Raw genomic sequence first — 23,712 nt, forward strand, 5'->3', positions numbered from 1 at the left:
ACGGGGACAGGGGCGTTCATTGAAAGTGTTGCTGAGGCTGGCGCGCATGGCCGCGCTGGGCGGGTTGCTTGCGCTTGCGGGCTGCGTAACCGCCAATAATTCCCTGTCGCAGAGCGACATAGCCAGCATGAAGCTGGCCGGCGTCGCGGTCAGTTTTGCACCGGACGCACACATACAGTGGGAGGACGGTCTCCGCGCCTATGCGGACTCGAAGGCGGTCAGTCTGGAACAGGCGGCGACAATGGCAGGCACTCCGGAGGTAAAGGCTTTCGTTCAGGGCCTGCTGACGCCGCGGATCAAGGCCGGCGTCGAGCAGGTCTTGGCCGCTCGGCTGGCGGGTACGCGGCCGGTGCGGCTCGACATCCGGGTGAAGAGCTTGCTGTTCCCGTCGGCCATTCAGCGTGTCGTGATCGGCGGCCATCGCGGCATGATCGCGGACGCCAATCTCGTCGATGCCCGAACCGGTGCGCTGATCGTCGCCTATCCCGAGCTGAACGCATCGCTCTATACCGGGCAGGGGATTGTTGGGGCGGCGGTGCAGGCTGCTATCGACAATAACGCGACGCAAAGCCCGGTGGACAAGGTGAGCGTGCGCCACGGGGAGATCTACCGGAACTGGCTGCTGAAAGATGGGGTCTAGCGCGAAGTACGCGCATGGCACTCGCTTCGCTCTTGCAATCCGGCCGCCCCCTGTGCTTGAAAGCGGCCTGATCCGAAGCGGCGACGCAGGGTCTGTAGGAGTGTAGCTCAATTGGTAGAGCACCGGTCTCCAAAACCGGGGGTCGCAGGTTCGAGCCCTGCCACTCCTGCCAGTCAAATCAATCACTTAGATCAGATGCTGGCGGGATAGGGACGAGAACGTCCCGCGGACGAATCGCCACGAGCCGGCCCGAGCGCTTGATTTCCAGTGCTAGGCTCGGCGAGGCGTCGCCTAGCGCGCCGGGGCCCGCTCTGCGTCGCTGGGAACCTGGCTGCGATCGACGTCCCGGATCGGAACGCGGCGCAGCAGCGAGACGATTGTGCCGCCGAGCTCGAAATAGGTGCGCAGCCGCAGCGCACGGGACGAGCCCTTCAGCTCCGCGTTCAGGCTCACAGGCACCTGCACGTAGGTGAGGCCGAGCTGGAGCAGCGAGATCAACGCGCAGATCTGATAACCGTAGCCATCGGCCTTGACCGCGATCTGGCGCAGCCATTTCACGGGGTAGACGATCATGCTGTGGTAGTCGGACAGCCAGAACCCGAACAGGCAGTTCAGGATGAACCGAAGCGAATGCGACTGCAGCGAGCGGTTGACGGAGCGGTCCGACTGGTTGTCGCGATAGGTGATGACGAGGTCCGCGGCGCCCGCCGCCTTGAACATCCGGGCAACACCCTCGTTCTGAAAGGCGTGATCGCCGGGAATGAGAGTGATCGCATCGAATTTCGCGCGCGACAGGGCGTATTCGAAGCCGGCACCGACACCACGCCGCTCGGCGTTATGTTGCACGATGATGCGGGGCTCGCCGGCAGCAAACTCGTCCATGATCGCGCCGGTGCCGTCGGTGCTGCCGTCGTCGATCAGGAAAATCTCGAAATCGTCGAGCAACTCGCGGGCGAGCGGCAACACGCCGTCGATGGTGTCGGCGATCTTGTCCTGCTCGTTCAGCGCAGGAATGACGATCGTAAGCCGTTTTGCCGCCCTGGAAGGTGTCATCTTATGCCGCCTGTTGCCGGCCACTCTTTACTGGTGGAACCCTGGCGCAACTCTAGGTCATCTGAGCCGGGCGAACAATAAGGGGCCCGCAGATATGCCCCGTACAACCGGCATGAATCCGGCGATGTGTGTGTTCTGCGCAACTAATCCGAAAAATCATAGAGACTGGTATCGCCGATGCCGAAGGCGCGGCGCAGCTGTCCGACGCGGCCTGCCATGGTCCGGCCCGCCGCCGTCGCCGCGAAGTGTGAATCGACCGGTTCGACCAGGCCGCCATCGACCAGGTTCCCAATTCGTCCTTGGAACAGAGCTGGAACCTGCCGTTCGACGATGTCCGAAAGCGGAGCCCTCCGCTCAGGCCGGTCGATCACGCTGAGCAGAATGTCCAGGGAAACCGATTTGTACACTGCGCCAAAAGCGAAGACGTAACCCATGACGCAAAACCCGAAAATCGACGCGGCGTCCCAGTACTGAAATTGCGGGACGACGAAGATTCCGAGCATCACGCCGAGACCATGGGTGACGATTGCGGCGATCGCGAGCAGCATCACGGCTCCAAGCGTCCATCCGCGAGCGCGGGCCATCAACTGCAAGGCAGGGGCCAGCAGGGCGAACATGACGGCAGCGAAGAGACCGACAACGAAGGACATCGTGGCCGCTCACCCAAGTCCGGTCGACAGACGGACGAATTTGACGAGACGCGCGACCGCCACGCCCTTGGCCGTTGGCGCCAGCCTGCCGTCTGCCGTGATCACCATCCCTGCGCCGACGAGGAGCTTCAGGCGGTTGTGCGTGAAGGTGCCGAGATCTCCGCCCTGCATGTAGGCGACGGCCCATTGCTCCAGGGTGAGGGGGCGCCCGGCCTGGACGAGTGCCGTGAGCAGCGTCAGCGTAAAGCCCCAGGCCAGCAGGCTGAACAGGATGTAGCAAAACATCATCGCCGTCGCGAGCAGGAACAGGCCGCCAATGACGTCGTCGAGATGGCGCTGACCGGGAAGCGCGAGACAGGTGATCGCGTAGAGAGCCAAGATGCTGATGCAGCCGAGCCGGAAGCGGCGGCCGGATCCGCCGGTGGCGGCGATGCGCGCATAGCACAGCAGCAGCAGCGGCAGCGCGACGCTGAGACCAATCGCAGCGGCTTGCGCCGGGCCCGGTAGCATGTTCATTGCGGAAAATCGTCCCGGTCGCCTCTCAGGCCCAGCCAGAGCGAAAGTCTATAAAAGGTCGTATTTTTCAGGTCAAGGGAGCCCATCATCCCGCCTTGCGGACGTCACGTGGGCGTGCAAATCCTTGCCGGCGATGCCGTTCCTCCGTCCGAGATGTCCCCATTGCTGCGTGCGATAGTCGTCCTCCTCGTCGTGCTATTGGCTGCGCATGCGCCAATGCTCCTGAACGACGGTCTCTTCATGGACGACTGGCTGGTGCTCAAGCCGCGTCCGGACTATTTCATCGACATCGATTTCCTGCTGAACGGCGCCGGTCATCCGATCTTTTTCAGCTACGACACGTTCGCGAACTGGACGGGCGCCCCGGTCGTCGTGATGGTCTCGCTGGCGTTTGCTGGAATTGTCTTCGGAGCGACATCGCTCGCGCTGACAGCAACGCGTCTTAATCTGCTCGACCGCGCCGAAGCGGTCGGTTTCGCGCTGATCGTCTGGACCTATCCCGGCTATCAGCTGTGGGCCGGCAAGGCCAACTCGGTCTACGTCTTCAGCTATGGCCTCCTGTTCGTCGGTGCGTGGCTGTTGACGCTGGCCTTCAGCGCCCGCGGCCTGCGGCGCGTGCTGCTTCGCGTGGCCTGTGCGCTCGTGTTCCTGCTGGGCTTCGCGCTCAACTCGACGATCGTGCTCTATGCCTTCGTGGTGCTCGGTCTCTTCGTTGCGATATGGCGGGGCGGGAGTGCGGCGGACGGCTTCGTTCGCCGCACATGGCTCGCATCCTGGCGCTGCGCCCTGGGCTATCCGGAATTGATGGTGCTGCCCCTGATCTACTGGGGCACGCTCAATATCTGGTTCAAACGGATCGGCGTGTATACGCAGCACTATGATGCGCATTTCCCGACCTTGCGCGAACTGGCTGGGGGGTGGGGGGCATTCTTTGTCACCGGCTACAGGGACGTCGTGGCCCACGCGATCCGGGCGGCAATCCAGGTTCCGGCGCTCTTCATCTTGGCCGCGGTGCTCGTCGGCATCGTCTTGTTGTTGCTGCGTCCCGCCACGAAGCCGACCACGTCCAGGCTTGCGATCGCCTTGCCGCTCGTGCTCGCCCTGATCTTGTTCCTCGCACTATCATCGCCCTATTTGATCGCCGGCCTGCGGCCGTCATCCACGCATTTCTACGAGAGCCGTCATCTGCTGATGTTCGGCCTGCCGGCGGCGCTGACGTTGCTTGCATTCAAGCGACAGGCCGAACGTTGGCTTACCCCCGGCGCCGCCTTTGCGGTCATGTTCGGCTTTGGCTTGATGATGTCGATCGGCATGCTGTGGAGCGACTATATCTTCATGCAGGCGAGAACGCTGAAGCAGCAGGCGCTGGCACGCGACCTTGCCGGCCGGGTCCAGCCCGCGGCGACGGTTTATGCGCTCGACGATGGCTTTTTCGACTACCCGTCTCGGCATGTGCCGTTCGGCCTCGCCGAGGTCACCGGCATGCTCCGCCTTGCCTGGGGCAATCAGCCCTTCTTCGGATTTGCGCTACGCGCGGAGCGACCCGACATCCTGCGGGGAATGGACGAGGCGAGGAAGGCTCCGGGAAGCGCGTTTCATCATTTCGATCCGACGGGGCCGCAGGCAACGATCTCGTTCCAGCCGGGCCCTGGAGCCGCGCCGAACCATACCCTGGTGCGAAAATACTATACGTGCCGGTTGCTGGCGCGCTGCGATGTTGCGGAGTTCCTAACGCAGCTTGCGCAGGTCACGATCAAGCTCGGGCCCATCGCGGGCATCCTGCCGGTCGAGACGGACGCCGCGCCTAGCCGCTAGCCCGCCGTTTCCAAACCGCCTCCGCAAGCGCGATGTCGGTGACCGAATCCTCGCCGGAGGCCAGAGGTATGGCTTGCGCGGCGATATCGGAAACGAAGGCGTCGGCCTGCCGCCGGAACGCCCAGCTCTTTTCACCCGTCAGCCGCGTGCCTTGACCATCGTGATCGACGATGAACTCCGCCTCTTGCTCGGCAAAGGGTGGGGGCAATTCCAGGGTCACCGCGCCGCGCTCGAAGTCGATCGTCAGTCCCTCGCGCCAGGCACCCTCTGCCCCGTTCACGAGATCCAGCGTGCAGGCGATACCTTCGAAATCGAGTGTGATGCGCCCGGCGCCAGTAGCCTCGATCGCACTTTCGGCGACCGTCGGCGACGACCCGAGCAGGTAGCGCGCCAGATTGATGATATGGCTGAAGACGTTCAGAAAATTGTCGTAGCCAGGACGCATCGCGCGCGGCATCCAGTCCGGACCATCCTGCCAGAGCTCAAGCCCGTCCGGGCGCGCTTCGCCGGTCATCACGAAATTGTCGTGCGACCGGCCAGTGTCACCGCCGAAGCACCAGCCTCTTGCCCGCACAATGCGTCCGAGCGACTGGTCGTTGCGCAAGCGCGTCAGCACCTGCAGCGCCCGTGCCACACCGGCATCGTGACGCTTCATGTAGCCGATGCTGTACACGAGGTTTTGCTGCCGCGCAGCTTCGACCAGCGAAAGGGCCTGGGTCGTCGTGTAGGCCATCGGCTTTTCCGAGAGCACGTGCCGGCCGCTGCTCAACGCGTCCAGCACGATCGGCCCGGTGGCACGACGCTTCGTCACGACGACGACGGCGGACACCGCGCTGTCCGCGAGCAACTCGCGATGCGTGCCGTAAACCTTGGGGATGCCGAATCTCTGCGCCGCCGCGGCAGCGAGGTCCGGCCGGAGATCGGCGATCGCGACGACACGGCACGCGGGATTGGCAGCGAAATTGGCGAGGTGGCACATCTGGCCGACCATGCCCGTTCCGATGATGCCAATGCCTGGCTTCACTGGCTACGATCCCTTAGCGCTTCCGGATCACGAGGAAATGCGCCGGCTGTCCCCACGTGTTGATGAAGGCCGCATCCGACTGGGTGAGGGCGGCGACCGCGGACGCGTCCCGTCGCCTGATCGCGCCGAAGATGCGATGGAAACTGTCGAGCGTCGCAATCATGGCTTCGATGTCGGCGGCATCGTCGGCGAGAATGTCGCTCGTCCGGATCGTCTCGCGCAGGGACGCGAGGCCCGCGACCACGCGCGGCAGGCTATCGCCGAAGGGATCGTCGATCATCGCATCGACGTCGAGAACAAGCGCCTCGATCGATGCCGAGATCGCCTGCACAGCATCGGCCTTGCCAACCAGATAGAGCTTTCGGCCGCCGAGGAAGCTCAGGCGGCTGCGGTCGAGATGGCGTGCGGCGCGATGCAGCTTCTCGTCACCGGGCAGGACCTTCTTGTGCCAGTAGATGTCCAGGCTGTCGCGGTAGGCGGGCCATGCCGAATGGACGTCGAACCCCTGTTCATGCGCCGCCGTGCACAAGGCGGCCGCATCGAGGAAGTAGCGATGCCGGACGAACGGATTTTCGAGCACGTCCATCAGCCAGGATTCGAAGCTGCGCGTGTGCGGGATGCTGTTCCACTTCGCCTCGAACAGCATCTTCGCGGTTTCGAGTGCGGCGCGTCCCGACAATGCCTTGCCGGCCGCATGGATCGCCTTGAGCGCGAGCTCGAAGAAGCCGCCATAGCGTTCGTAATAGGACACGACGGCGTAACCGTCCGGATTGAGCAGGCGGTGGAAGATGCCGAGCCACTTTTCGCTGGGCTGCACGGTGTAGATGAAGCCTTCGGCATCGATGAGGTCGAAACCACGGTCGCTGCCGAAGCCCTCGACATCGGCCAGTGCGAGCTGGCGGAGACGTTCGGTCAAGCCGAAATGCGCGAAATAGGCCTCGATCTTCGGATGTGCATGTCGGTTCGGTTCGGCGAGCGTCATGTTCGCGCCCCAACCGGCAAACACTAGAGCGTTCTCGCCGGAATCGGGACCGAATTCGAGCACCTCGGCATCGCGGAACAACCGTGGCGGCAGCACCAGCTTGTCCGAAAACAGTTCGCGGCGCTGGCTGGCGTAGGCCTCGAGTTCGGTGGCCGACTTGAAATTCCCGAACGTCGGCAGAACATCCTGACGTTCGTAATAATTGAAGAGCTTGTCTTCAGCCATGCCGCGACCCTGCGGCCGCCTCGAGACGATCGAGCTCACTCCAGATGTCGGAGGGCGCGAAGATCGAAACGATCTGCAACGGACGCTTCACGCTCTCGCGCAGCCGGCTGCTGACCTTGGCTTCGTTTTCCTCGTTCACGGCGAGAAGACAGACCAGCGGCCCGGATTTGCCGGCGAGATCCTCGGGCGAACGGATCGGGATGCCGGTGCCGGGCAGGAACAACTCCTGGCGCTCTTTCTGGTCGTCGACCGAGAGGTCGACGAGATCCGCCAGCTCGTGGGCGTTGGTGAAGGTACAGGCGCGGCAGCCGGCGCCGTAGATGGCGATCTCGGCACCGTTGGCGCGAGCTTTCGCGAGAATCGGGCGGAGGCGTGCGCCGTACTCTCTTGCGCGCTGACCGAATTTCTCGCCGACGCCGGATGGCGCAGGCGGCGGCGTCACGTCGCCCGCGGCACGGCGGGCCGCGATCGCGAGGCTGCCGCCGCTGAAATTGTATTTCTTGACGGACACCGCCTCGAAGCCGTGGCGCGCCAGCAGCGCGAGCAGGGTCGGTTCGGTGAAATAGCTGACGTGTTCCTCCCAGAGGACGGAGAGGTCTCCCGCCGTCGACCCGGGGGCGAAATCAGGCACGTCGATGAAGAGCAGTCCGTCGTCGCTGAGCGCGATCTTGACGCAGTCGAAGAAGTTCTCGAAATCGACGATGTGCTCCAGCACCTGGCGCGAGACGACGAGGTCGAACTTGCCGGCCTGGGCGACCGCGTCATGACACAGCGCCGGGCTGATCATGTCGGAATAGACCTTGATGCCGCGCTCGCGGGCGATCTTGCCCGACACGGGATTGGGCTCGACACCCACCAAAACCTTGGCGCCGCGTTCGCGCAGCTTGTCCATGAACAGGCCGTCGTTGCATCCGATCTCGAACACGGACTGATGCTTCGAGAATTTCGCGATGGTGTCGAGCTCGTCGACCTGGTGCGGTTCGGGCTTCCAGCTGCTGAAATTGTAGTTGAACTGGCGGTACAGAATGTCGGGATCGATCGGCTTGACGATCTGAGGCAGGCCGCAATCGCCGCAGGCCAGCACCTCGAACGGATACCGTTCCTCCTGCTCGTTTCGGCTGCGCCGAAGCCGATGTGCAATCGGCATCAGTCCGAGGTCAATGACCGGACGCAGGTTGGTCGAATGGCAAAGGCGGCAATGGTCGGTCACGGCTGTTCTCGCGTGTGGACAGATCTGACGAGGCGATACTCACTGAAACCGATGCGGCCGGCAATGACCTGTTCCAGCGCCGGATACTTCCGATACCCGGTGGGGGGAGCCCCTCCGGCCGCTGCCTCCCTAGCGAGGAGCAGGTACCAGCCGGCGGGAGGTCTTGCAAGACGTGCCCGCCCACTCTAGGCGGTCTCCGTCGGGCTCAGGTGCGGGTTCACAGACCAGTGCGCCATGGGCGCTCAATGTCGCCTCTCGTACAGGGTCAAATTGCCCCTGGTCTCTATAGCCACATAATCTCGCTTGATGCGTTCTAGGGTTTCGCGGACACGTGGAAGCACGGCTCGGGTCTCTACGATATTATCGTAGAACAGCCGGTTTGCCGTGCTCATTGAGCGATCGACGTAATGCTCGTCAAAGGCCACCATGAGCGGCATGAAATAGGCCTCCGGAGCTCGATGAGCCTGTGCAAGATAGGCCCAATCCATCATGGCGATCACCAGGACCCGCTCGCCGGGCTTCGAGTTGTCTTGGATGAACTTCGTCTCTGTCTCTGTGATCCGGCTAAAGTCCTCCTGCCAGGTTTCGACAGAGGGAGACAAGAATGGCCGCATCAGCAGGCTGGGATAGTACACGTATGATCTCAGGCCGTAGGGGTGCGGATTGATTTTGTCCTGTACGAACAGCAGTGCCGCGATCGTTGCGACGGCCGCGCCAGCACCGACGGCCTTCTTGAACGAGGGGCGCCAGGCCGCAGTGAATTGATGGGCCCACCAGGCCGCGACGATCACCAGCGGTAATGCGTTCTGGTGCCAGACTGCGTCCAACGTTCGGTTGACCCACTTGATCATCAGGGCGATGCCGATCATCGACAGCGCCAAAAGCACTCCTGCTACGAACCAATCCCGCGGAGAGTCAGACGACCGTGACAGCCGCACCGACGCCCATCCGACGGTGATACATCCGATGACCTGAAGCGGAAGATCGTAGATCATGCTCCAGCTCAGGGTCCACTTGATCGGCGCACTTCCCCATCCCGTACCGTAGAGCACGAGTGGACGAAAGCACTCGATCAGGAAGGTCAAGGAGAGGACTCGTGGTCCGAACAGCAGCAGACACAACAATATTGCTGCCGCGATCGACGTGATGAAGAAAACGAACGCGTTGCGATAATTCAGAAAACCTCCGGCAATCGCTGCGACGCAAGTACCTGTCACGAGGAAGAACAGCCCGATTTCGGTTTGCCAGAGCAGCGAGAGAGCGCACAGGATAGCCGACACGATCAACCATCCCGGATGCTTGGGATCGGCGCTGTGCAGACCGATTGCCAACACGAAGACGATCAGCAACGGAAACCGGGTGGGATAGGCCGAAGGCGAGTAGAAGTGATTGGTGGTGGAGAATGCCAACACAGCGAGGGCCGTGACGATGCTGATCGCGACGAGTCTCGATCTGACCAAGTACGTCAGAAGGAGGTAGGCCTGAATATACACCGCAAGGGTGATCGCGATGTTCAATCCGACCGCTCGCATGGCCGCGGATTTCCAGCCATCTCCCATGATCAGATGAAAGAACCAGCCAAGCGCTGGGCCATAATGCGAATGGTAATCTAGTCCGGGAATAAGGCCCGGAGTATAGCCGTAGAGCGCCGGCCCGATGAAGTAACTGACCTTGTGCGACTCCTCCCGCACGACCGAGGTCACGCGTTCGAGATCGGACGGTATCAGCAGCAGGGCAAGGAACGCGACCGGAAGCAGGTCGATCAGCCCCACAGCGAATGGGATGTCGGTCGAAGATTTTACGGGTGGAAAGTAAGTATTGGCCCGTCGATTGATTCCGACCGTGACGGCAGCGACCGCGAGAATGATCAGCGCGATCGAGAAGCTGCTACGATCGTTGGCAGCATGGAGAGCAAGGTAGACCAATCCCGCCGTGATCGTGCTCAACGTGATTGAACCTGATGATCGATGCGACGTGTACAATGCAGCCGCGGCGGCAATCGGTGCGCACAGGAAGAAGGAACCATAGAAAGCCTTCTTGCATGCGTCACAGTTCTTCTGGGCCGCCGTCAGGTCAAAGGCGTCGTCGAAGTTCCATTGAAATGCCGGAAGGTGATTTTTCAATAGCAGCAGCGCCACATAAGCTACGGCGCAACCAAGGAGAGCGGCTGCAACCGCTCTCGCGGCGATCGAGTATTCTCTTGTGTACTGCACTAGAACGTTCCGGTATCCGCGAAGACCCAGAGGATTGTGGATGCAGTGCCGAAGACGGCAATCAAATAGGTAATTTTTACTTCGCTTGAAATCACGCCTAGCCCCCAATTGCCCTCCGGGCAACAGTTCACGCGTTTACCATCACAGGCTTAGCCGAGCAATCCCACCAGCTAACGGTTGAGGCTAGATGTTGCTTCCCGGCGCTTGTGATGGCCTTGACCCCATGTGGATGGGCAATTGCAGCCAACAATTGAGTTCGCTGCAATCGGACGGAACCGCTGCTCAGCCGTCCGATCGTCCCGGCGCGCCTGCGGATCGACGGCTGCGAGAACGATCAGCCTCAAGCGGATCGCCGGAATAGAATCGGACAGTGGCGCCGCTGTGCCCGAGGCGTATGAAAAAGATGCGCTTGTGCGACAGTCAAACCGGTGCAGCGTCGGTTCGTCCGGCGGTGGCCCAGGCTTGGTTGGTGAAGTGGGCCCGCTCCGGCGCGACCATCCACACCAACCCACCGCACAGCCCTACGGTCAGGCCGCACAGCCCTGACAAAACCGATATGGCGAGGGCCTTGTCAGCTGCGATCCCCGCCAAGCTGAGGGCAGCAACCATCGCGCCCTCCCGCAGGCCCCAACCTCCGATCGATATCGGGGCCGCGGACGATAGAATAACAAGCGGAATGAGAACGAAAGCATTTAGCGCGGACAGCTCCGCCTCCAGTCCGATGGCAAGGACATAGCAGGCCGCAACGTTGATCAAGGGAATCGAGATAGCGGATCCGGTCAACGCTCCGCGTCCTTTGGTCGCCAGAAGCGGATCCCTAATGAGCATTGCGAATCGTACGAGTTTGGCCGGAAGGGCGGTGGTCACGCGCGACGGCCACGAATCCAGTGTGAGCAAGGCGATTGCACCGAGGCACGCGGCTGATACGAAGCCGAGAACGGCGAACAGGAGCGAGTCCTCGCTGGTCCGCGAGATCAGGACCGGCATTCCTGCCAGGATGACGAGACTGAGCGCCAACAGACCGAGAAATCGATCGGCCACGATGCTGCTGATGGTTGGCGACCATTGCACGCCATGCCGCCGCAGCATCCAGATCCGGACCGCGTCACCGCCTGCGGGCAGCACCTGGTTGAAAAAGGTGCTGACCATGAGAATGCGCCAGCCGGGCAGCCAATCCAGGGGCACATTCATGGCGCGGAGGATCAGGATCCAGCGATGGCAAAGCACGAAAGTCTGGACAAACAGCAGCAGCACCGCGAGTGCCAGCATGTCCAGTTTGACAGCGAGAAGGTCGGCTTGCAGCGACGACAAATCCTGCCCCCGCAACAACAATACGAGGATGCCGATCGAGACGGCGAACTTGGCCAGAGTAACCAGTGCTTTTGCAGGCGGCTTCATCGGCTGGTGTCGTCCTCGATCATTCGCGGCGGGATCGTCGGGCAGCGATAGCGGTCGGAGTCTATTTTCTCGCCAGATGCTCCGTGGCGAGCGTAGCAATCCTTGTGACGTAGTCCTGGACCTCGGCGGCGTCGCCGCCATTGGGGGCCCAGTCGGGAAATGCGGTGCGGGAGGGATCGAACGGGCCGGCGGTGGTTTCGTGAAACACCAGCCACTCCGAGGTGATCAGGATCGAGTGAAAGACCTGTTCGGGCATCCGGTAATAGCACAGGGCGCCCCGGCCATACGGCGCCATTTCCAGCACGTCGCGGATGTGGCCGTCGTCCTCGAAGATCACGACCTGCGCGGTGCCTTCGATCAGGTGAAACGATTCAGGTTTGCCAAAATGCTTGTGGGGCCGCACATAGGCCTCGCGATGATGCACGATCAGCATTTCGTGCAGGCCGGACGAGGGATCGGGGTGCGTGCACAACCGGCTGCGCAGACGCGGGTTGCCGGCGGCGATGCGTTTCAGCTCCGCGATCGTGGCGTCATCGGCCGTGACGATGGCGTCGTCCGAATAATAGACTTCGGGATTTTGCGCGCGCAGCGACGTCGGCCGGCGCGGGCTCGTCGCCTCATTCGAAGAAGATGAACCCATGGTCGCCCCGGTACCCGCATTTGTCGTAGATCCAGGCCCATGTTTCAGGACCGTGGAAGCTCAGGCAAGTGAGCTGCCAGTAAAGCAGATTGGCCTTCTCGCGCTCGTTGCGGAAGGACTCCACCATCAGATATTTCGAGGCGCCGCGTCCGACGCGCTCGATCTCAGGCACGGCGCGGAAGACGTCCTCGAGCGGAAGATTGTGCAGCACGCCGAGCGACACCACGAGATCGAAGCTGTGATCGGGGTAGGGCAGCTCAACGGCGCTGCCGACCTTCAACAGCGGTCGCACCTCCTCCTTGGCGTTGGCGATGCCGTAGTCGGAAATGTCGATGCCGGCGACCGTGAGGTCGGGGACGAGCTGGGTGAACTCGTAGAGCAGGTAGCCTTTGCCGCAGCCGATGTCGAGCACACTCATTCCGGGCTTGATGCCGTAGCGATCGATCAGCGTCTGGGCGAGCGGGCGCCAGCGTCCGTCATAACGATAGCCGCCGTAGCCGTAGCGCCGGTCGCCGTCCCAATAGTCGCGCCCCCATTGTCGCGCCACAGTGGCGGATTCCGCCTTGTCGTGCTCGACCACGCGCTGAACGTAGTTCCGCCTGGTCGATGCGTGCAACGGCTGGAGCAGGTTGATCTCGGTCATGGCGCCGAACCGGTCCGCGGCATCGTCACAGGATGGTCGCGTATTTATTGACCAGCAGGATGTCCTCGACGGCCTGGATGTCTTTCTGCGACGACAGCGTGATTTCCTCGACGGCCGCGTGCAGATCGCAGCCCTCGCGCAGCACGCGGTCGTAGATCTCCCGTCGCCGTGCCTCGTCGGGCGGCAGCATGAAGATGCTGTAGAGGATCAGCCCCTTCAGGCGGGGCAACTCGTCCAGGATGTCCTCGAGCACCATGTAGCTGCCGGGCATGATGTGCTCGACTGCGCTGAGCAGAAATTGCAGGTTTTTCCGCCGCGCGTAGTCGCGGATCACGATGTTCTGGACGTGCTGCGGGGTGCGGCTGCCGTTCAGCGGCCGGGCGCCGATATAGCCGCGATGGCCGGCTCGCTCAGCCATGGAAGCCTCCCGGCAGCTTGTATTGCATGCCGACCCGCGTCGCCGGACGCAGCAGGATCGGCTCGAAGAACTCGCCGAACCGCTTGTCCGCGTAGGGCGACATGATGCTCTTGAACCGGCAGTTCATGCTCCAGCGCGTGCCGGGCTCCTCGTTGACGCGATTGCCGTGCATCAGGGTCTGGTTGAACAGCATCACGTGACCGTAGGGAATCTCGATGAAGGTCGCGTGCGGCTTGATCGTCTTGTACAGTTCCTCGGCGCTGCGCAGGTTTGCCATCCGGTCCTGCATGTCGCCGTTCAGCGACGGCGGCAGCAGGTACATCGCCTTGGTGTGATGGACGTCCACCAGCGGAACCCACACCACGACCTCGAACGGCGAGTCGCCCGACCAGACGTCGGAATGGGTGGCGAGCAGCGAGGAATCGTCGCCGGGCATCTGGATGCTGAGATTGACGCGGCGCTGCATGCAGAGCTCGTTGCCGACAATGGTCTCGATCGTCGAGCGCGCCAGGCGGAAATAGGTCGGCCGGAACCACGGCTCGGCGTTGAGGCCGTTGAAGACGTGCAGCCGCAGGGCATTGAGATCGTCCACGCTCACCCGCGTGTGGATGCTGTCGAGCATCGCGTAGGGATCGTTGCTGTGCGGCAGCTTCAGATAGTCCGCCGCGAGCTCGGCAGCGCGCCGCTGGATCCTGTCGAGCCCGGCGCGGTCGTCGGCCGGCGTGGTGACGAAGCCGTCGTCGATGAAGCGCTGCGCCAGCGCCTGCTCATCGGCCTGAAGGAAGTCCGTATCCGTCATGCAAAATACTCCCGGGCGGTCGCGCAGATATAGCTGATATCGGCGGCCGACAGGAACTGGTTGATCGGAAGCGTGAGGATTTGGTCCGCCTGTCGTTCCGTCACCGGGAACGCGCCGCGGCCGTGACCCAGATGCGCCGCCGCCGGCTGCAGGTGAATCGGGACCGGATAGTGAATGGCGGTCTCGATGCCCTTGTCGGCCAGATATTTCTGGAAGTCGTTGCGGCGGTCGGTCTGCACCACAAAGGTATGGAAGGTGTTGAACTCGATGTTGCGGCAGGGCGGAATGAACAGAGGGAGCCCTGCGAGCTCGGCGCGGTATTGCGCGGCGCTGCGTCGCCGGCGCTCGATCACCGAGGGCAGGTGGCGCAGGCGGATCCGCAGCACTTCGGCCTGGAGCGTGTCGAGCCGTGACACGATGCCCCATTCCTGGACGTCGCTGCGGTTGATCAGCCCGTGATTGCGCAGCCGGCGGATTCGTGCGGCGAGCTCGGCGTCGGCGGTGACGAGGAAACCGGCGTCGCCCGCCGCATTGAGGTTCTTCAGCGGATGGGCGGAAAAGCAGCCGAACGTACCGATGGTGCCGCTCATCCGGCCGTCATAGGTCGAGCCGACCGCCTGGGCGCTGTCCTCGATCACGGCGAGCGCGTGCTTGTCCGCGATTGCCATCAGCGGGGTCATGTCGGCCATGCGCCCGGTCAGATGCACCGGCATGATCGCCTTGGTCCGCGGCGTGACGGCGGCCTCGACCGCGGCCGGATCGATGTTCTGGTCCGGCAGGACGTCCGCAAACACCGGTGTGGCGCCGACCGCGATGATCGCGGCGGTCGATGCCACGAACGAATTCGGCGGGGTGATGACCTCGTCGCCGGGACCGATGTTGAGCGCCCGCAAGGCGAGGATCAGCGCGTCGGTGCCGGAATTCAGCGTCACAACATGTGGCGAGCCGAGATAGGCGGACAATTCCTCCTCGAGCTTTCCGACCGCTGCGCCGCCGATGAAATCACCGCGCTGGAACACGCCTTCGACCGCCTGCATGATCTCGGCGCGTTCTTCCTCGAATTGTGCGGGAAGATTGACGTAACCGATGCGCCGGCGGCCGGTGTCAGCGTCCATGGCAGAACTTCCTGACGGTTTCGATGACGCGGTCCTGCTGTGCGCGCGTCAGATGCTGGTCGACGGGGAAGCTGATGACTTCCTTGGCGTGGCGGTCGGTGACCGGGAAGGTGCCGGGCGCGTAGCCGAGATGCCTGAGGCCTTCCTGCTGATACAGCGGGATCGGATAGTGGATCTTGGCCTCGATGCCGTTGTCCAGGCAGTATTGGTAGAGCTCGTCGCGGCGTTCGGCGAACACCATGTAGAGATGGTAAACGTGCTTCACGTTGGGCCGCCGCGGCGGGACGCGCAGGCCGGGCAGGCCGGCAAGGCCCGCATCGTAATAGGCCGCGTTCTCGATCCGGCGCCGCGTGATCTCGCTGGTCTGGCCGATCAGCCAGTTGCCGACCACGGCCTGCAGGGAATCGAGCCGCGAATTGCAGCCGAGGATCGCGATCTCGTCGCGGTTCTTCATGCCGTGATTGCGGATCAGGCGAAGCTTCTCGTTCATGCCGTCGTCATTGGTGACGACGACGCCGGCATCGCCCCAGACGTTGAGGTTCTTGAGCGGATGCAGGGAGAAGCCGGCCGCGATGCCGTGGGTGCCGGAGCGCTTGCCCGCGAACTCCGACAAAATGCCCTGGCAGGCGTCCTCGACGACGGGGAGATTGTGACGCTGGGCGATCGGCATCAGCTTGCCCATGTCGGTGACCTCGCCGGTCAACTGAACCGGCATGATCGCCTTGGTCTTCTCAGTGATGGCGGCCTCGACCTGGTCGACGTTCATGCAGAAGGAATCGTCGCAGTCGACCAGCACCGGCGTCGCGCCGGTCTCCGCAATCGCGCCAACGGTGGCGATGAAGGTGTTGGCGGCGGTGATGACTTCATCGCCATGGCCAATGCCGAGCGCCTTGAGCGGCAGCTTGAGCGCATCGGTGCCGGATCCGACGCCGATCGCGTGACGCACGCCGATCAGCTCGGCAAAGCGCTTCTCGAATTCGGCAACCGGCTTGCCAAGGGTGAAGTCGCCGGTCGCCACCAGCCGGCCGATCTCGGCCAGGATCGGTGCGGGATCGGAGAATTGCTCGAGCAGATAGGAATATCGAACGTCGTACATGTGACCCGTCAGGTGGAATGGAGTTGAGGAGAGGGGGTGTGCGAGGCGGCATGCGCGCGCTCGATCGAGGTTGCAATCGCGGCTGCGGAGAGCCCGTGCTTCTTCAGCAGGGAGTCCTGCGAGCCGTAATTGTGCATGAAGCGGTCCGGCAGCGACAGCCGAAGCATTGCCGGCAGGCCTGAACCGAGCTTGTCGATCAACGCCTCCGCAACTGCGCTGCCGAGGCCGCCGGAGGGCACGTGCTCCTCCAGCGTTGCCACGAGCTTGACGCCGCGAACCGACTGCAGCAGCGCTTCGGTGTCGAACGGCTTCACCGTATGCATGTGCAGGATGCCGGCGCGAATGCCTTGCGCGGCCAGCAGGTCGGCTGCGGCGATGGCGCGCTGAAGCATGATGCCGGTGGTCACCATGAGGACGTCGCCCGGCGGCCGCATCAGGATGGCCTTGCCGATCTCAAAGCCGTGCTCGGCCTTCGAGACGATCGCATCGCCGCCCTTGCCCAGCCGGATGTAGATCGGTCCGGTCCAGTCGAGCGTCTTTTCCATCAGCCGCGCGGCCTCGTCGGCGTCGCACGGGCAGACCACCGTCATGTTCGGCAGCGCCCGCATGATGGCGATGTCCTCGATCGCCTGGTGCGTGGGGCCGAGCGGTGCATAGACGAGGCCGCCGCCGTTGGCGATCAGCCGCACCGGCAGATTGTGCAGGCAGAGATCGACGGCGACCTGCTCGTAGCAGCGGCGGGTGAGGAATGTCGCGATGGTATTGACGTAAGGCACGAAGCCTTCCATCGCCAAGCCGGCGGACATGCCGATGATGTGCGCTTCCGAAATGCCCTCGATCAGATGGCGCTTGGGAAACTCCTTGCTCATCGCGCGCAGCGTGCCGGCGCCGGGATCGGAGCCGATGTAGAGCACACGCTCGTCGCGCGCGGCGAGCTTGTGGACCATGTTCATGGCGGTGTTGCGCATGGGGAGCCGATCAAAAATCGCCGACGGCGACGCGGATGGCGTCGAGTTCGCTGTCGGTCAGCTTGTTCTTGTGATGCCAATCAGCGTTGGATTCTGCGGCCGGCAGACCCTTGCCCTTGACGGTATGGCAGATGATCGCGGTGGGCTTGCCCGGAACGGCCGGGACCTGCTTGAGGACCGTGCGCAAGGCGCCGACGTCGTGACCGTTGAGCTCCTGCACGGCAAAGCCGAAGCTGCGCCATTTGTCCGCGAGCGGCTCCAGCGGCAGGACGTAATCGGTCGGCCCGTAGCTCTGGAGCTTGTTGTAGTCGATCATCGCGACCAGATTGTCGAGCCCGTGCTTGGCCGCGCCCATGGCAGCCTCCCACACCGATCCCTCGTTGATCTCGCCGTCCCCGAGCAGGACGAAAGTCCGGTAGTTGCGCTCGCGCAGGCGGGCTGCGAGCGCAAGACCGACGCCGATCGACAGGCCATGCCCGAGCGCGCCGGTCGACGCCTCGACCCCCGGCACCATGCCGTATTCGGGATGTCCGCCCAAGATACTGTCGGTGCCGCAAAAGCCGTCCAGCTCCGACAGCGGAAAGAAGCCGCGATCGGCGAGCAGCGCATAGAGCGCCAGACACCCGTGTCCCTTGCTGAGGATTGCGCGGTCGCGATCGGGATCGCGCGGACTGTTCGGATCGATCCGCAGCACGTCGTCGTAGAGCACGCGGACCATCTCGATCAGCGAGAGAGCAGGACCGACATGGCCGCGTCCCGCAGAACGGACAGAACCGAGGACCAGGCGGCGCAAATAAAGGCTGCGCTCGTCCAGCGTGCAGGTGAGGGCGGCTTCAGCGTGGGGTGAGATCTGGATCACGTTGGCAAATCGTTTGATGGAGCCGGCGGGCTTTGTCGAGCTGGCCGGCAAGGCGGACCGTCAGATCGCCACCTTGCGCAGCCAGGGCGCGCCGGGAGCGGCTTTCCGGCAAATAAGCATTCAGGACAATCAGGCACCAAATCGCCCCGAACACAGGATACAGTACGTCACGGCGGATCGCAAACGCGTCATCCCCAGCCTCGAAGGCGCGTGAGAGCCGTTCGATCAATCGGTTCGCGCTGGGCTCCGGCAGATCGCTGCCGGGATGAATCGCGGTGTCGGACACGAGCTTGACCGGATCGTCCCAGCCGAAATATTCGAAGTCGATGAAGCGCAGCCTGCCGTCTTCGGTGCGCAGCGCGTTGTGCAATCCGAAATCCGACGGGCTCAGTGCGCGATGAGCGGGTGCCAGGTCCGCTGCGGGATCCAGGCCCAGTTCCGCATAGCGCTGGCGGAGCCGCTGAATGGCGGCGGCAGTGCTGGGAACCAGGTTGCCGTCGATGAACGCGCGCAGGTCCGGATGATCATCCGAGGCCCGTCTTAGTCCGTCCAGACGCTGCTCGTACTGGGCGACGGCTTCCTCAGGCGAAAAGATGCTGGCCGAGGCGTTCCGCAATGTCTGCGCACCCTCGGCCTCGCGCAGCGTCTGCAATTCGATCAGGAAATCGGCCAGCTGGTCGGCATCGCCGTCCTGGGGGCGCAGCACCGCCGCTTCGCCGTCGAACCATTGATACAAGGCGCAGAACGTATCCGCGTCCTTCGCGACCGGGCGCGGTGTCGAGATGATGCCGTGGCGCGACAGAAACGACAGCGCGTCATATTCCTGTCCCAGGCGATCGCGCCCGTCGGACGGATATTGCTTGAGGGCGAGGGCCGGACCCTCCGCCATCTCCAGCCGAAACACCCTGTTGTTGCCGCCGGACCGCGCCGGTTGGGCGGCCGCGACCCGTGCCCCGGAGAGGCGGCTGCCGATCGAGACCGCATCCTGCGCGCTCAGGTCCGGCTCGCTCATTGCGCGAACACTCCGCGGCTTATATCCGCCCAGGTCGCGATCGGCTCGCAATGGTCGGGATGAGGCGGCCGCGACTGCGTGAACAGGATCGATCGCGTCGACTTCGGAAAATGCGGCTGCTCGAAGACATCGACGAGATCGTCAATGAAGATATCGAGCTTGAGGCTCGCGAGCCGCTCGACCTTGGCCGCCAGCGTGTCCTCGAAATAGACATTGCCCGCCGCCAACGCCGCATCGGCGACCTCGATGAGGCCGGCGCCCCTCAACCAGCCGCGCGCGGCCTCGCGCAGATCGACGCGCTCCGGGTCCTGGTGACCGAACTGCGTCTTGTGGCTGACGATATAGACGCTCGCGCCGGCCTTGCGGCACGCCGCAAGGAAATCGCGGACGCCCGGATAGATCTCGGCGCCGCCAATGCCCTTGCCGTAGACGAAGCCTTGCAGCCCCTGCCAGGCAAGCTCACCGCCGGCGCGGGATCGCAAGAGATCCCGCAACTCGGTCTTCAGCCCGACCCAGCCCTCCGGCACCAGCCCACGCTGGCGCGCGACGGCGGCAAAGACCTTGTCGTAGCAGATGATCGTGTTGTCGAAATCGATGCCGATCCGCACGCCGCTCACTTCAGGCTGATGTTCTGCATCATCTTGATGTTGAAGTACCGGGGATCGTTGAGCGAGTTCGGCAGGCGGCCGGCCCTGAAGGCGTCCACGAGTCCGGACACGGCCTGCTCGATGGTGTGCGTCGGCGCAAATCCGAGCTCGCGGCGGATCTTCTCCGAGGAGACGTGGTAGGAGCGCAGATCGTCGGTCGGCTCGACAGCCACGTCGACGTTGTTTCCGACCACCGATTTGACGATGTCGGCGATCTTCATCAGCGAGTGGTTTTCGTAGCCGATATTGTAGGTCTTGCCATCGATCTTCGCATCGTCCTGCTGAAGCAGGAACAGATAGGCGGCCGACATGTCCTCGATGTGCAGATTGGGCCGCTTCTGCGTTCCGCCGAACACGCGGATGCGGCCGGTGTTGACCGCGAGATTGGTCAGGATGTTGACCACGACGTCGAGACGCTGCCGCGGTGCGTAGCCGCAGACGGTGGCGGGACGAACCGTGCAGGTGACGAAGCCGGACGCGGCCTCTTCGGCGAGGTCGGTCTCGCACATCGCCTTGAACTTGGAGTAGTCCGTGAGCGGCTCGCAGGACAGTTCCTCGGTCACCTCGGCCTCGTCCTTGATGCCGTAGACGCTCGACGAGGAGGCATAGATGAAGCGCTTGATGCCGGCCTTCTTCGCGGCGCGCACCATCGGACGGAAGCAGTCGTAGTTGATGGACTTGCCGAGCCCCGGATCCAGCTCGAACGAGGGGTCGTTGGAGATGCAGGCGAGGTGGATCACCGCGTTGTTGCCGCGCAGGGCCTCGTTGATCGCGGCCTCATCGCGGATGTCGCCCTTGATCAGGCGCAGGTTCGGATTGTCGCGAACGCCGTTGAAGACGTCGTCGCCGTACATGAAGAGGTCGAGCACAGTGACCTTGTGGCCGGCCGCCAGCAACCGGGGAACCAGCACGCTGCCGACATAGCCGGCACCACCGGTGACCATCACGTTCCATTTCTGATCAATCACTGTCGTTCTCCAAATTTCTCGTTCGCGTCACTTCAACAAGGCGGTGACGAATTTGACCAGCGGCGCCTTTTCGACCGAGCTGCGGTGACCGACGATGCCGACCTTGATCGCGCCCGCCGCGTTACCGATGAAGGCGACGTCCTCGATATTGCCGCCGGCCGCCACCAAGGGCGCCGTAATCGTCAGGAAGGCATCGCCGGCGCCGACCGTATCGACCACGGTCTTGGTGAAAGCGGGCACGCGCGCGACGCCAGTCTTCGACGAGAAAGGGTAGCAGCCGAAGGAGCCGTGCGTGATGATCATGTTGTCGCAATCGATCTTGCGGTGCAGGCCGTCCTCGATCACCGACGCGATGTCGTTGAACTTGTCGGTGGCGGCCAGGCGCGCTTCCGGCGCGTCGATGCAGACGTAGTCGGCCCGCGGATACTTCGTGATCAGATTGTAGCCGTGGTTGCCGCTGTTGCTCTGGGCGTTGACCGCCAGGAATTTGGAATTCGCGATCAACGTGTCGATCGTGCTGGATGCGATCATGCCGTGGCCGAAATCGGTGACGATGACCACGTCCGCGCCGCGCACGCGTTCCGCGGTGACCTTGTCGATCTCATTGCGCGTGGTCTCATCCAGCGGCGTGTCGTCCATGGTGTAGACTTCGAACAGCTTGTGCAGATAGCCCATCTCGACGTACCGCAATTTGCGCGTGGTCGGGCGGCCCTGGATGCGGATCGGCGTGAGCGTGACATTCGGGCGGACATGCGCGCGAATGAACTCTTCGGGGTAGTCGTTGCCACCCAGCGTCGTGACGATCTCCACCGACTTGCAGAAGCTCGCCACGTGATTGGCCGCGGCAATGACGCCGCCGGCAAATTGCTCGCCATTCTTGAACAGCGTAGCGACGATGTTCTCCTTTGAAGCCTTCCCGAGTGCCGTGACGTACTGGTATTCGTCGATGATGGTATCGCCGACCAGCACGACGTGCATGTCCTGGATCTTGTCGATCAGCTTCAGCAGGCGTTCGCCGCCGCCGCCGTCGCGCACCTTCTGGAGGTAGTCGCGCAGGGGGGGATCGTAGATGTCGAAGTAGCGATTCAGCAACGACGACGAGCTGAAGGTCACGTCGCGCGTGAAGACGACTCGCCCGCCATGACGTTCGACGGCATCGCGCTCGGTGGCGATCTTGCCGGTGACGTCATCCTCGGGGTTTTCGTAATCCGAGCCCTTCACGTAGATGTCGGGGCGCACGGTATCGAGGACCGGCTCGGCGCTGGAGGTGCGGTTGATGCCGACCCAGTCCACCGTGCCGAGCGCGGCCAGCATCTCGGCGCGCATGTTCTCCGGAAAGATCGGCCGGCCCGGGCCCTTGTTGACGAAACGGTCGGCGGTGATGGTCACGATGACCACGTCGGCCTCATTACGTGCCGCCAGGATGTGCCGGACGTGGCCGAGATGCACCAGATCGAATACGCCGTGGCAGAGCGCGACGGTCTGGCCCTTTGCCTGCGCGGCGCGCGCAACCGCGCCGAGCTCCTCGATCGTCTTGATCTTCTCGTGCGGTGCCGGATGGCCGGTCGGCTTGTCTGTCACAGCATTACCCATGTGAATTACCCAAAGCGCCGGTAGGTCTCAGATGGCCGGCCCGAAATTGATCGACTCGCGGCAACGATATCCCGCAAACCTGTTCAAGAGCTTGCCTTCGGCGAGCCGTTGTCGTCACCAAGATATTTGAACCAGTCCTTGGTGGCATCGGCGATCTTGTCGACCGTCCACAGGGGCGCGTCCTTGTACTGATCCATCGATTTCAGCATCGTCGCAACGCCGTCCTCGAATTTCACCTTCGGCGTCCAGCTCAGGACCCGTTTGATCTTGGTGATGTCGGCGTAGGTGCAATCGGGCTCGCCCGGACGCTTGGGAATGTGCACCTTGTCGCCGCCGAGAAGCTCGACCAGCCGATTGACGCTGTAGGTGTTGTCCGAGCCGACGTTGAATATCTCGTGCGAGATATCGGAGCGCGCGGCGGTCACGAAGGCGTCAGCGACGTCGCTGACGAAGGTGAAGTCGCGCGTCTGCTCGCCGTCGCCGACCACCGTGAAGGGCTTGCCGGCGAGCTTCTGCGCCATGAACACGCCGAACACGGCACCGTAGGTGCCCGTGGTGCGATGGCGCGGCCCATACACGTTGAACAGGCGGAGCGCGACCGCGGGCAGCTTGTAGACCTGGCACCAGTGCATGACGCACTGCTCGCCGAGATTCTTGGTAAGAGCGTAGGGGTACATCGGCCGGATCTCGGCGCTCTCGGGCGTCGGATAGACGTCGGGAATGCCGTAGCAGGACGACGATGCGGCATAGACGAAGCGGCTGACGCCCGCGTGCCGTGCCGCCTCGAGAACGTTGACCGTGCCGTCGACATTGGCGCGATGATACGGGATCGGGGACTCGATCGAGGGAACGATATCGGCCAGCGCCGCGAGGTGGAAGACCCAGTCGATTCCGTGGAAATACGGCTTGATCGATTCGAGGTCGGTGACATCCGCCCGCACGACCTTCAACTGGCTCGAATTGGCGCGGGAGGCCAGATTTTCGGGGCGGCCGATCACAAAATTATCGAGCGCGATGACCTCATGGCCATCATCGAGGAGGCGATCGACGAGGTGACTTCCGATGAAACCTGCGCCACCGGTGACAATGCATTTCATGGGGAACATCCGTGACGCGAATGCCCAGCGAAACAGGCCCGCCAATGTTAAGGGAAACTCGAAAGCCGACTATCAGCCGCTCGCCGACTTTGCAAGCATTATACCTTTGCAATCCCTAGTAATAGCCGGTA

At 63.1% G+C, this 23,712-nt stretch carries 23 protein-coding genes and 1 tRNA gene; 3 read left to right on the top strand and 21 right to left on the bottom strand.

What is annotated here, in order from left to right:
- The first annotated feature begins 25 nt into the window (after positions 1 to 25).
- The gene (locus tag IVA81_RS08925) at positions 26 to 640 is read left to right on the top strand and encodes a hypothetical protein (protein WP_247315459.1); all 615 of its coding nucleotides are present in this window, start codon (positions 26 to 28) and stop codon (positions 638 to 640) included.
- Positions 641 to 736: 96 nt separating this feature from the next.
- A tRNA-Trp gene (locus tag IVA81_RS08930) sits at positions 737 to 812 on the top strand.
- A gap of 119 nt (positions 813 to 931) precedes the next feature.
- Here the strand turns inward: IVA81_RS08930 and IVA81_RS08935 are convergent.
- From IVA81_RS08935 to IVA81_RS08945, 3 genes are all read right to left on the bottom strand, one after another.
- On the bottom strand, positions 932 to 1,693 hold the full coding sequence (locus IVA81_RS08935) for a glycosyltransferase family 2 protein (RefSeq protein WP_247314782.1): 762 nt from the start codon (positions 1,691 to 1,693) through the stop codon (positions 932 to 934).
- 143 nt (positions 1,694 to 1,836) lie between these two features.
- Positions 1,837 to 2,343 carry a hypothetical protein gene (locus IVA81_RS08940; protein WP_247314784.1) on the bottom strand — a complete coding sequence of 169 codons (507 nt, stop codon included), beginning with the start codon at positions 2,341 to 2,343 and terminating at the stop codon, positions 1,837 to 1,839.
- A gap of 9 nt (positions 2,344 to 2,352) precedes the next feature.
- A complete protein-coding gene (locus IVA81_RS08945; RefSeq protein WP_247314786.1) occupies positions 2,353 to 2,859 on the bottom strand; it encodes a hypothetical protein in 507 nt (168 codons plus the stop codon).
- A gap of 216 nt (positions 2,860 to 3,075) precedes the next feature.
- Between IVA81_RS08945 and IVA81_RS08950 the strand changes: the two genes are divergently transcribed.
- Complete coding sequence (locus IVA81_RS08950) at positions 3,076 to 4,674, top strand: hypothetical protein (protein WP_247314789.1); 1,599 nt, start codon at positions 3,076 to 3,078, stop codon at positions 4,672 to 4,674.
- Here the strand turns inward: IVA81_RS08950 and IVA81_RS08955 are convergent.
- From IVA81_RS08955 to IVA81_RS09040, 18 genes are all read right to left on the bottom strand, one after another.
- On the bottom strand, positions 4,664 to 5,698 hold the full coding sequence (locus IVA81_RS08955) for a Gfo/Idh/MocA family oxidoreductase (RefSeq protein WP_247314791.1): 1,035 nt from the start codon (positions 5,696 to 5,698) through the stop codon (positions 4,664 to 4,666). The two genes, IVA81_RS08950 and IVA81_RS08955, sit on opposite strands and share 11 nt — an antisense overlap.
- 13 nt (positions 5,699 to 5,711) lie before the next feature.
- Positions 5,712 to 6,905: a class I SAM-dependent methyltransferase gene (locus IVA81_RS08960; RefSeq protein ID WP_247314793.1), complete on the bottom strand. Its 1,194-nt coding sequence runs from the start codon at positions 6,903 to 6,905 to the stop codon at positions 5,712 to 5,714.
- On the bottom strand, positions 6,898 to 8,115 hold the full coding sequence (locus IVA81_RS08965; RefSeq protein ID WP_247314801.1) for a class I SAM-dependent methyltransferase: 1,218 nt from the start codon (positions 8,113 to 8,115) through the stop codon (positions 6,898 to 6,900). The genes IVA81_RS08960 and IVA81_RS08965 overlap by 8 nt, the downstream gene beginning before the upstream one ends.
- Before the next feature lie 242 nt (positions 8,116 to 8,357).
- On the bottom strand, positions 8,358 to 10,328 hold the full coding sequence (locus IVA81_RS08970) for a hypothetical protein (RefSeq protein ID WP_247314803.1): 1,971 nt from the start codon (positions 10,326 to 10,328) through the stop codon (positions 8,358 to 8,360).
- A 420-nt stretch (positions 10,329 to 10,748) separates the two neighbouring features.
- Complete coding sequence (locus IVA81_RS08975; RefSeq protein ID WP_247314805.1) at positions 10,749 to 11,726, bottom strand: lysylphosphatidylglycerol synthase transmembrane domain-containing protein; 978 nt, start codon at positions 11,724 to 11,726, stop codon at positions 10,749 to 10,751.
- 61 nt (positions 11,727 to 11,787) lie between these two features.
- Positions 11,788 to 12,366: a WbuC family cupin fold metalloprotein gene (locus IVA81_RS08980; RefSeq protein ID WP_247314808.1), complete on the bottom strand. Its 579-nt coding sequence runs from the start codon at positions 12,364 to 12,366 to the stop codon at positions 11,788 to 11,790.
- The gene (locus IVA81_RS08985) at positions 12,344 to 13,009 is read right to left on the bottom strand and encodes a class I SAM-dependent methyltransferase (RefSeq protein ID WP_247314810.1); all 666 of its coding nucleotides are present in this window, start codon (positions 13,007 to 13,009) and stop codon (positions 12,344 to 12,346) included. Before IVA81_RS08985 ends, IVA81_RS08980 begins: the two co-directional genes overlap by 23 nt.
- A gap of 25 nt (positions 13,010 to 13,034) precedes the next feature.
- Positions 13,035 to 13,427, bottom strand: coding sequence for an LIC12192 family sporadic carbohydrate cluster protein (locus IVA81_RS08990; RefSeq protein ID WP_247314812.1), 393 nt, complete (start codon positions 13,425 to 13,427; stop codon positions 13,035 to 13,037).
- A complete protein-coding gene (locus tag IVA81_RS08995) occupies positions 13,420 to 14,226 on the bottom strand; it encodes a sporadic carbohydrate cluster 2OG-Fe(II) oxygenase (protein ID WP_247314814.1) in 807 nt (268 codons plus the stop codon). Before IVA81_RS08995 ends, IVA81_RS08990 begins: the two co-directional genes overlap by 8 nt.
- A complete protein-coding gene (locus IVA81_RS09000; RefSeq protein ID WP_247314816.1) occupies positions 14,223 to 15,341 on the bottom strand; it encodes a DegT/DnrJ/EryC1/StrS family aminotransferase in 1,119 nt (372 codons plus the stop codon). Before IVA81_RS09000 ends, IVA81_RS08995 begins: the two co-directional genes overlap by 4 nt.
- On the bottom strand, positions 15,331 to 16,437 hold the full coding sequence (locus IVA81_RS09005; RefSeq protein WP_246916949.1) for a DegT/DnrJ/EryC1/StrS family aminotransferase: 1,107 nt from the start codon (positions 16,435 to 16,437) through the stop codon (positions 15,331 to 15,333). Before IVA81_RS09005 ends, IVA81_RS09000 begins: the two co-directional genes overlap by 11 nt.
- 8 nt (positions 16,438 to 16,445) lie before the next feature.
- Positions 16,446 to 17,405, bottom strand: a complete 960-nt coding sequence (locus IVA81_RS09010; RefSeq protein WP_247314826.1) for a transketolase C-terminal domain-containing protein — start codon at positions 17,403 to 17,405, stop codon at positions 16,446 to 16,448.
- Between the two features lie 10 nt (positions 17,406 to 17,415).
- Positions 17,416 to 18,264, bottom strand: a complete 849-nt coding sequence (locus IVA81_RS09015; RefSeq protein WP_247314828.1) for a transketolase — start codon at positions 18,262 to 18,264, stop codon at positions 17,416 to 17,418.
- On the bottom strand, positions 18,239 to 19,276 hold the full coding sequence (locus IVA81_RS09020) for an aminoglycoside phosphotransferase family protein (protein WP_247314830.1): 1,038 nt from the start codon (positions 19,274 to 19,276) through the stop codon (positions 18,239 to 18,241). The genes IVA81_RS09015 and IVA81_RS09020 overlap by 26 nt, the downstream gene beginning before the upstream one ends.
- Positions 19,273 to 19,884 carry a hypothetical protein gene (locus tag IVA81_RS09025; protein WP_247314832.1) on the bottom strand — a complete coding sequence of 204 codons (612 nt, stop codon included), beginning with the start codon at positions 19,882 to 19,884 and terminating at the stop codon, positions 19,273 to 19,275. Before IVA81_RS09025 ends, IVA81_RS09020 begins: the two co-directional genes overlap by 4 nt.
- Positions 19,885 to 19,889: 5 nt before the next feature.
- Positions 19,890 to 20,891: an SDR family oxidoreductase gene (locus IVA81_RS09030; RefSeq protein ID WP_247314834.1), complete on the bottom strand. Its 1,002-nt coding sequence runs from the start codon at positions 20,889 to 20,891 to the stop codon at positions 19,890 to 19,892.
- A gap of 27 nt (positions 20,892 to 20,918) precedes the next feature.
- Positions 20,919 to 22,484, bottom strand: coding sequence for a PfkB family carbohydrate kinase (locus IVA81_RS09035; protein WP_247314836.1), 1,566 nt, complete (start codon positions 22,482 to 22,484; stop codon positions 20,919 to 20,921).
- An 83-nt stretch (positions 22,485 to 22,567) separates the two neighbouring features.
- On the bottom strand, positions 22,568 to 23,581 hold the full coding sequence (locus tag IVA81_RS09040; protein WP_247314838.1) for an SDR family oxidoreductase: 1,014 nt from the start codon (positions 23,579 to 23,581) through the stop codon (positions 22,568 to 22,570).
- Between the last annotated feature and the right edge of the window lie 131 nt (positions 23,582 to 23,712).

Source organism: Bradyrhizobium sp. 141 (genome assembly GCF_023074055.1).
In the GTDB taxonomy this organism is placed as follows: domain Bacteria; phylum Pseudomonadota; class Alphaproteobacteria; order Rhizobiales; family Xanthobacteraceae; genus Bradyrhizobium.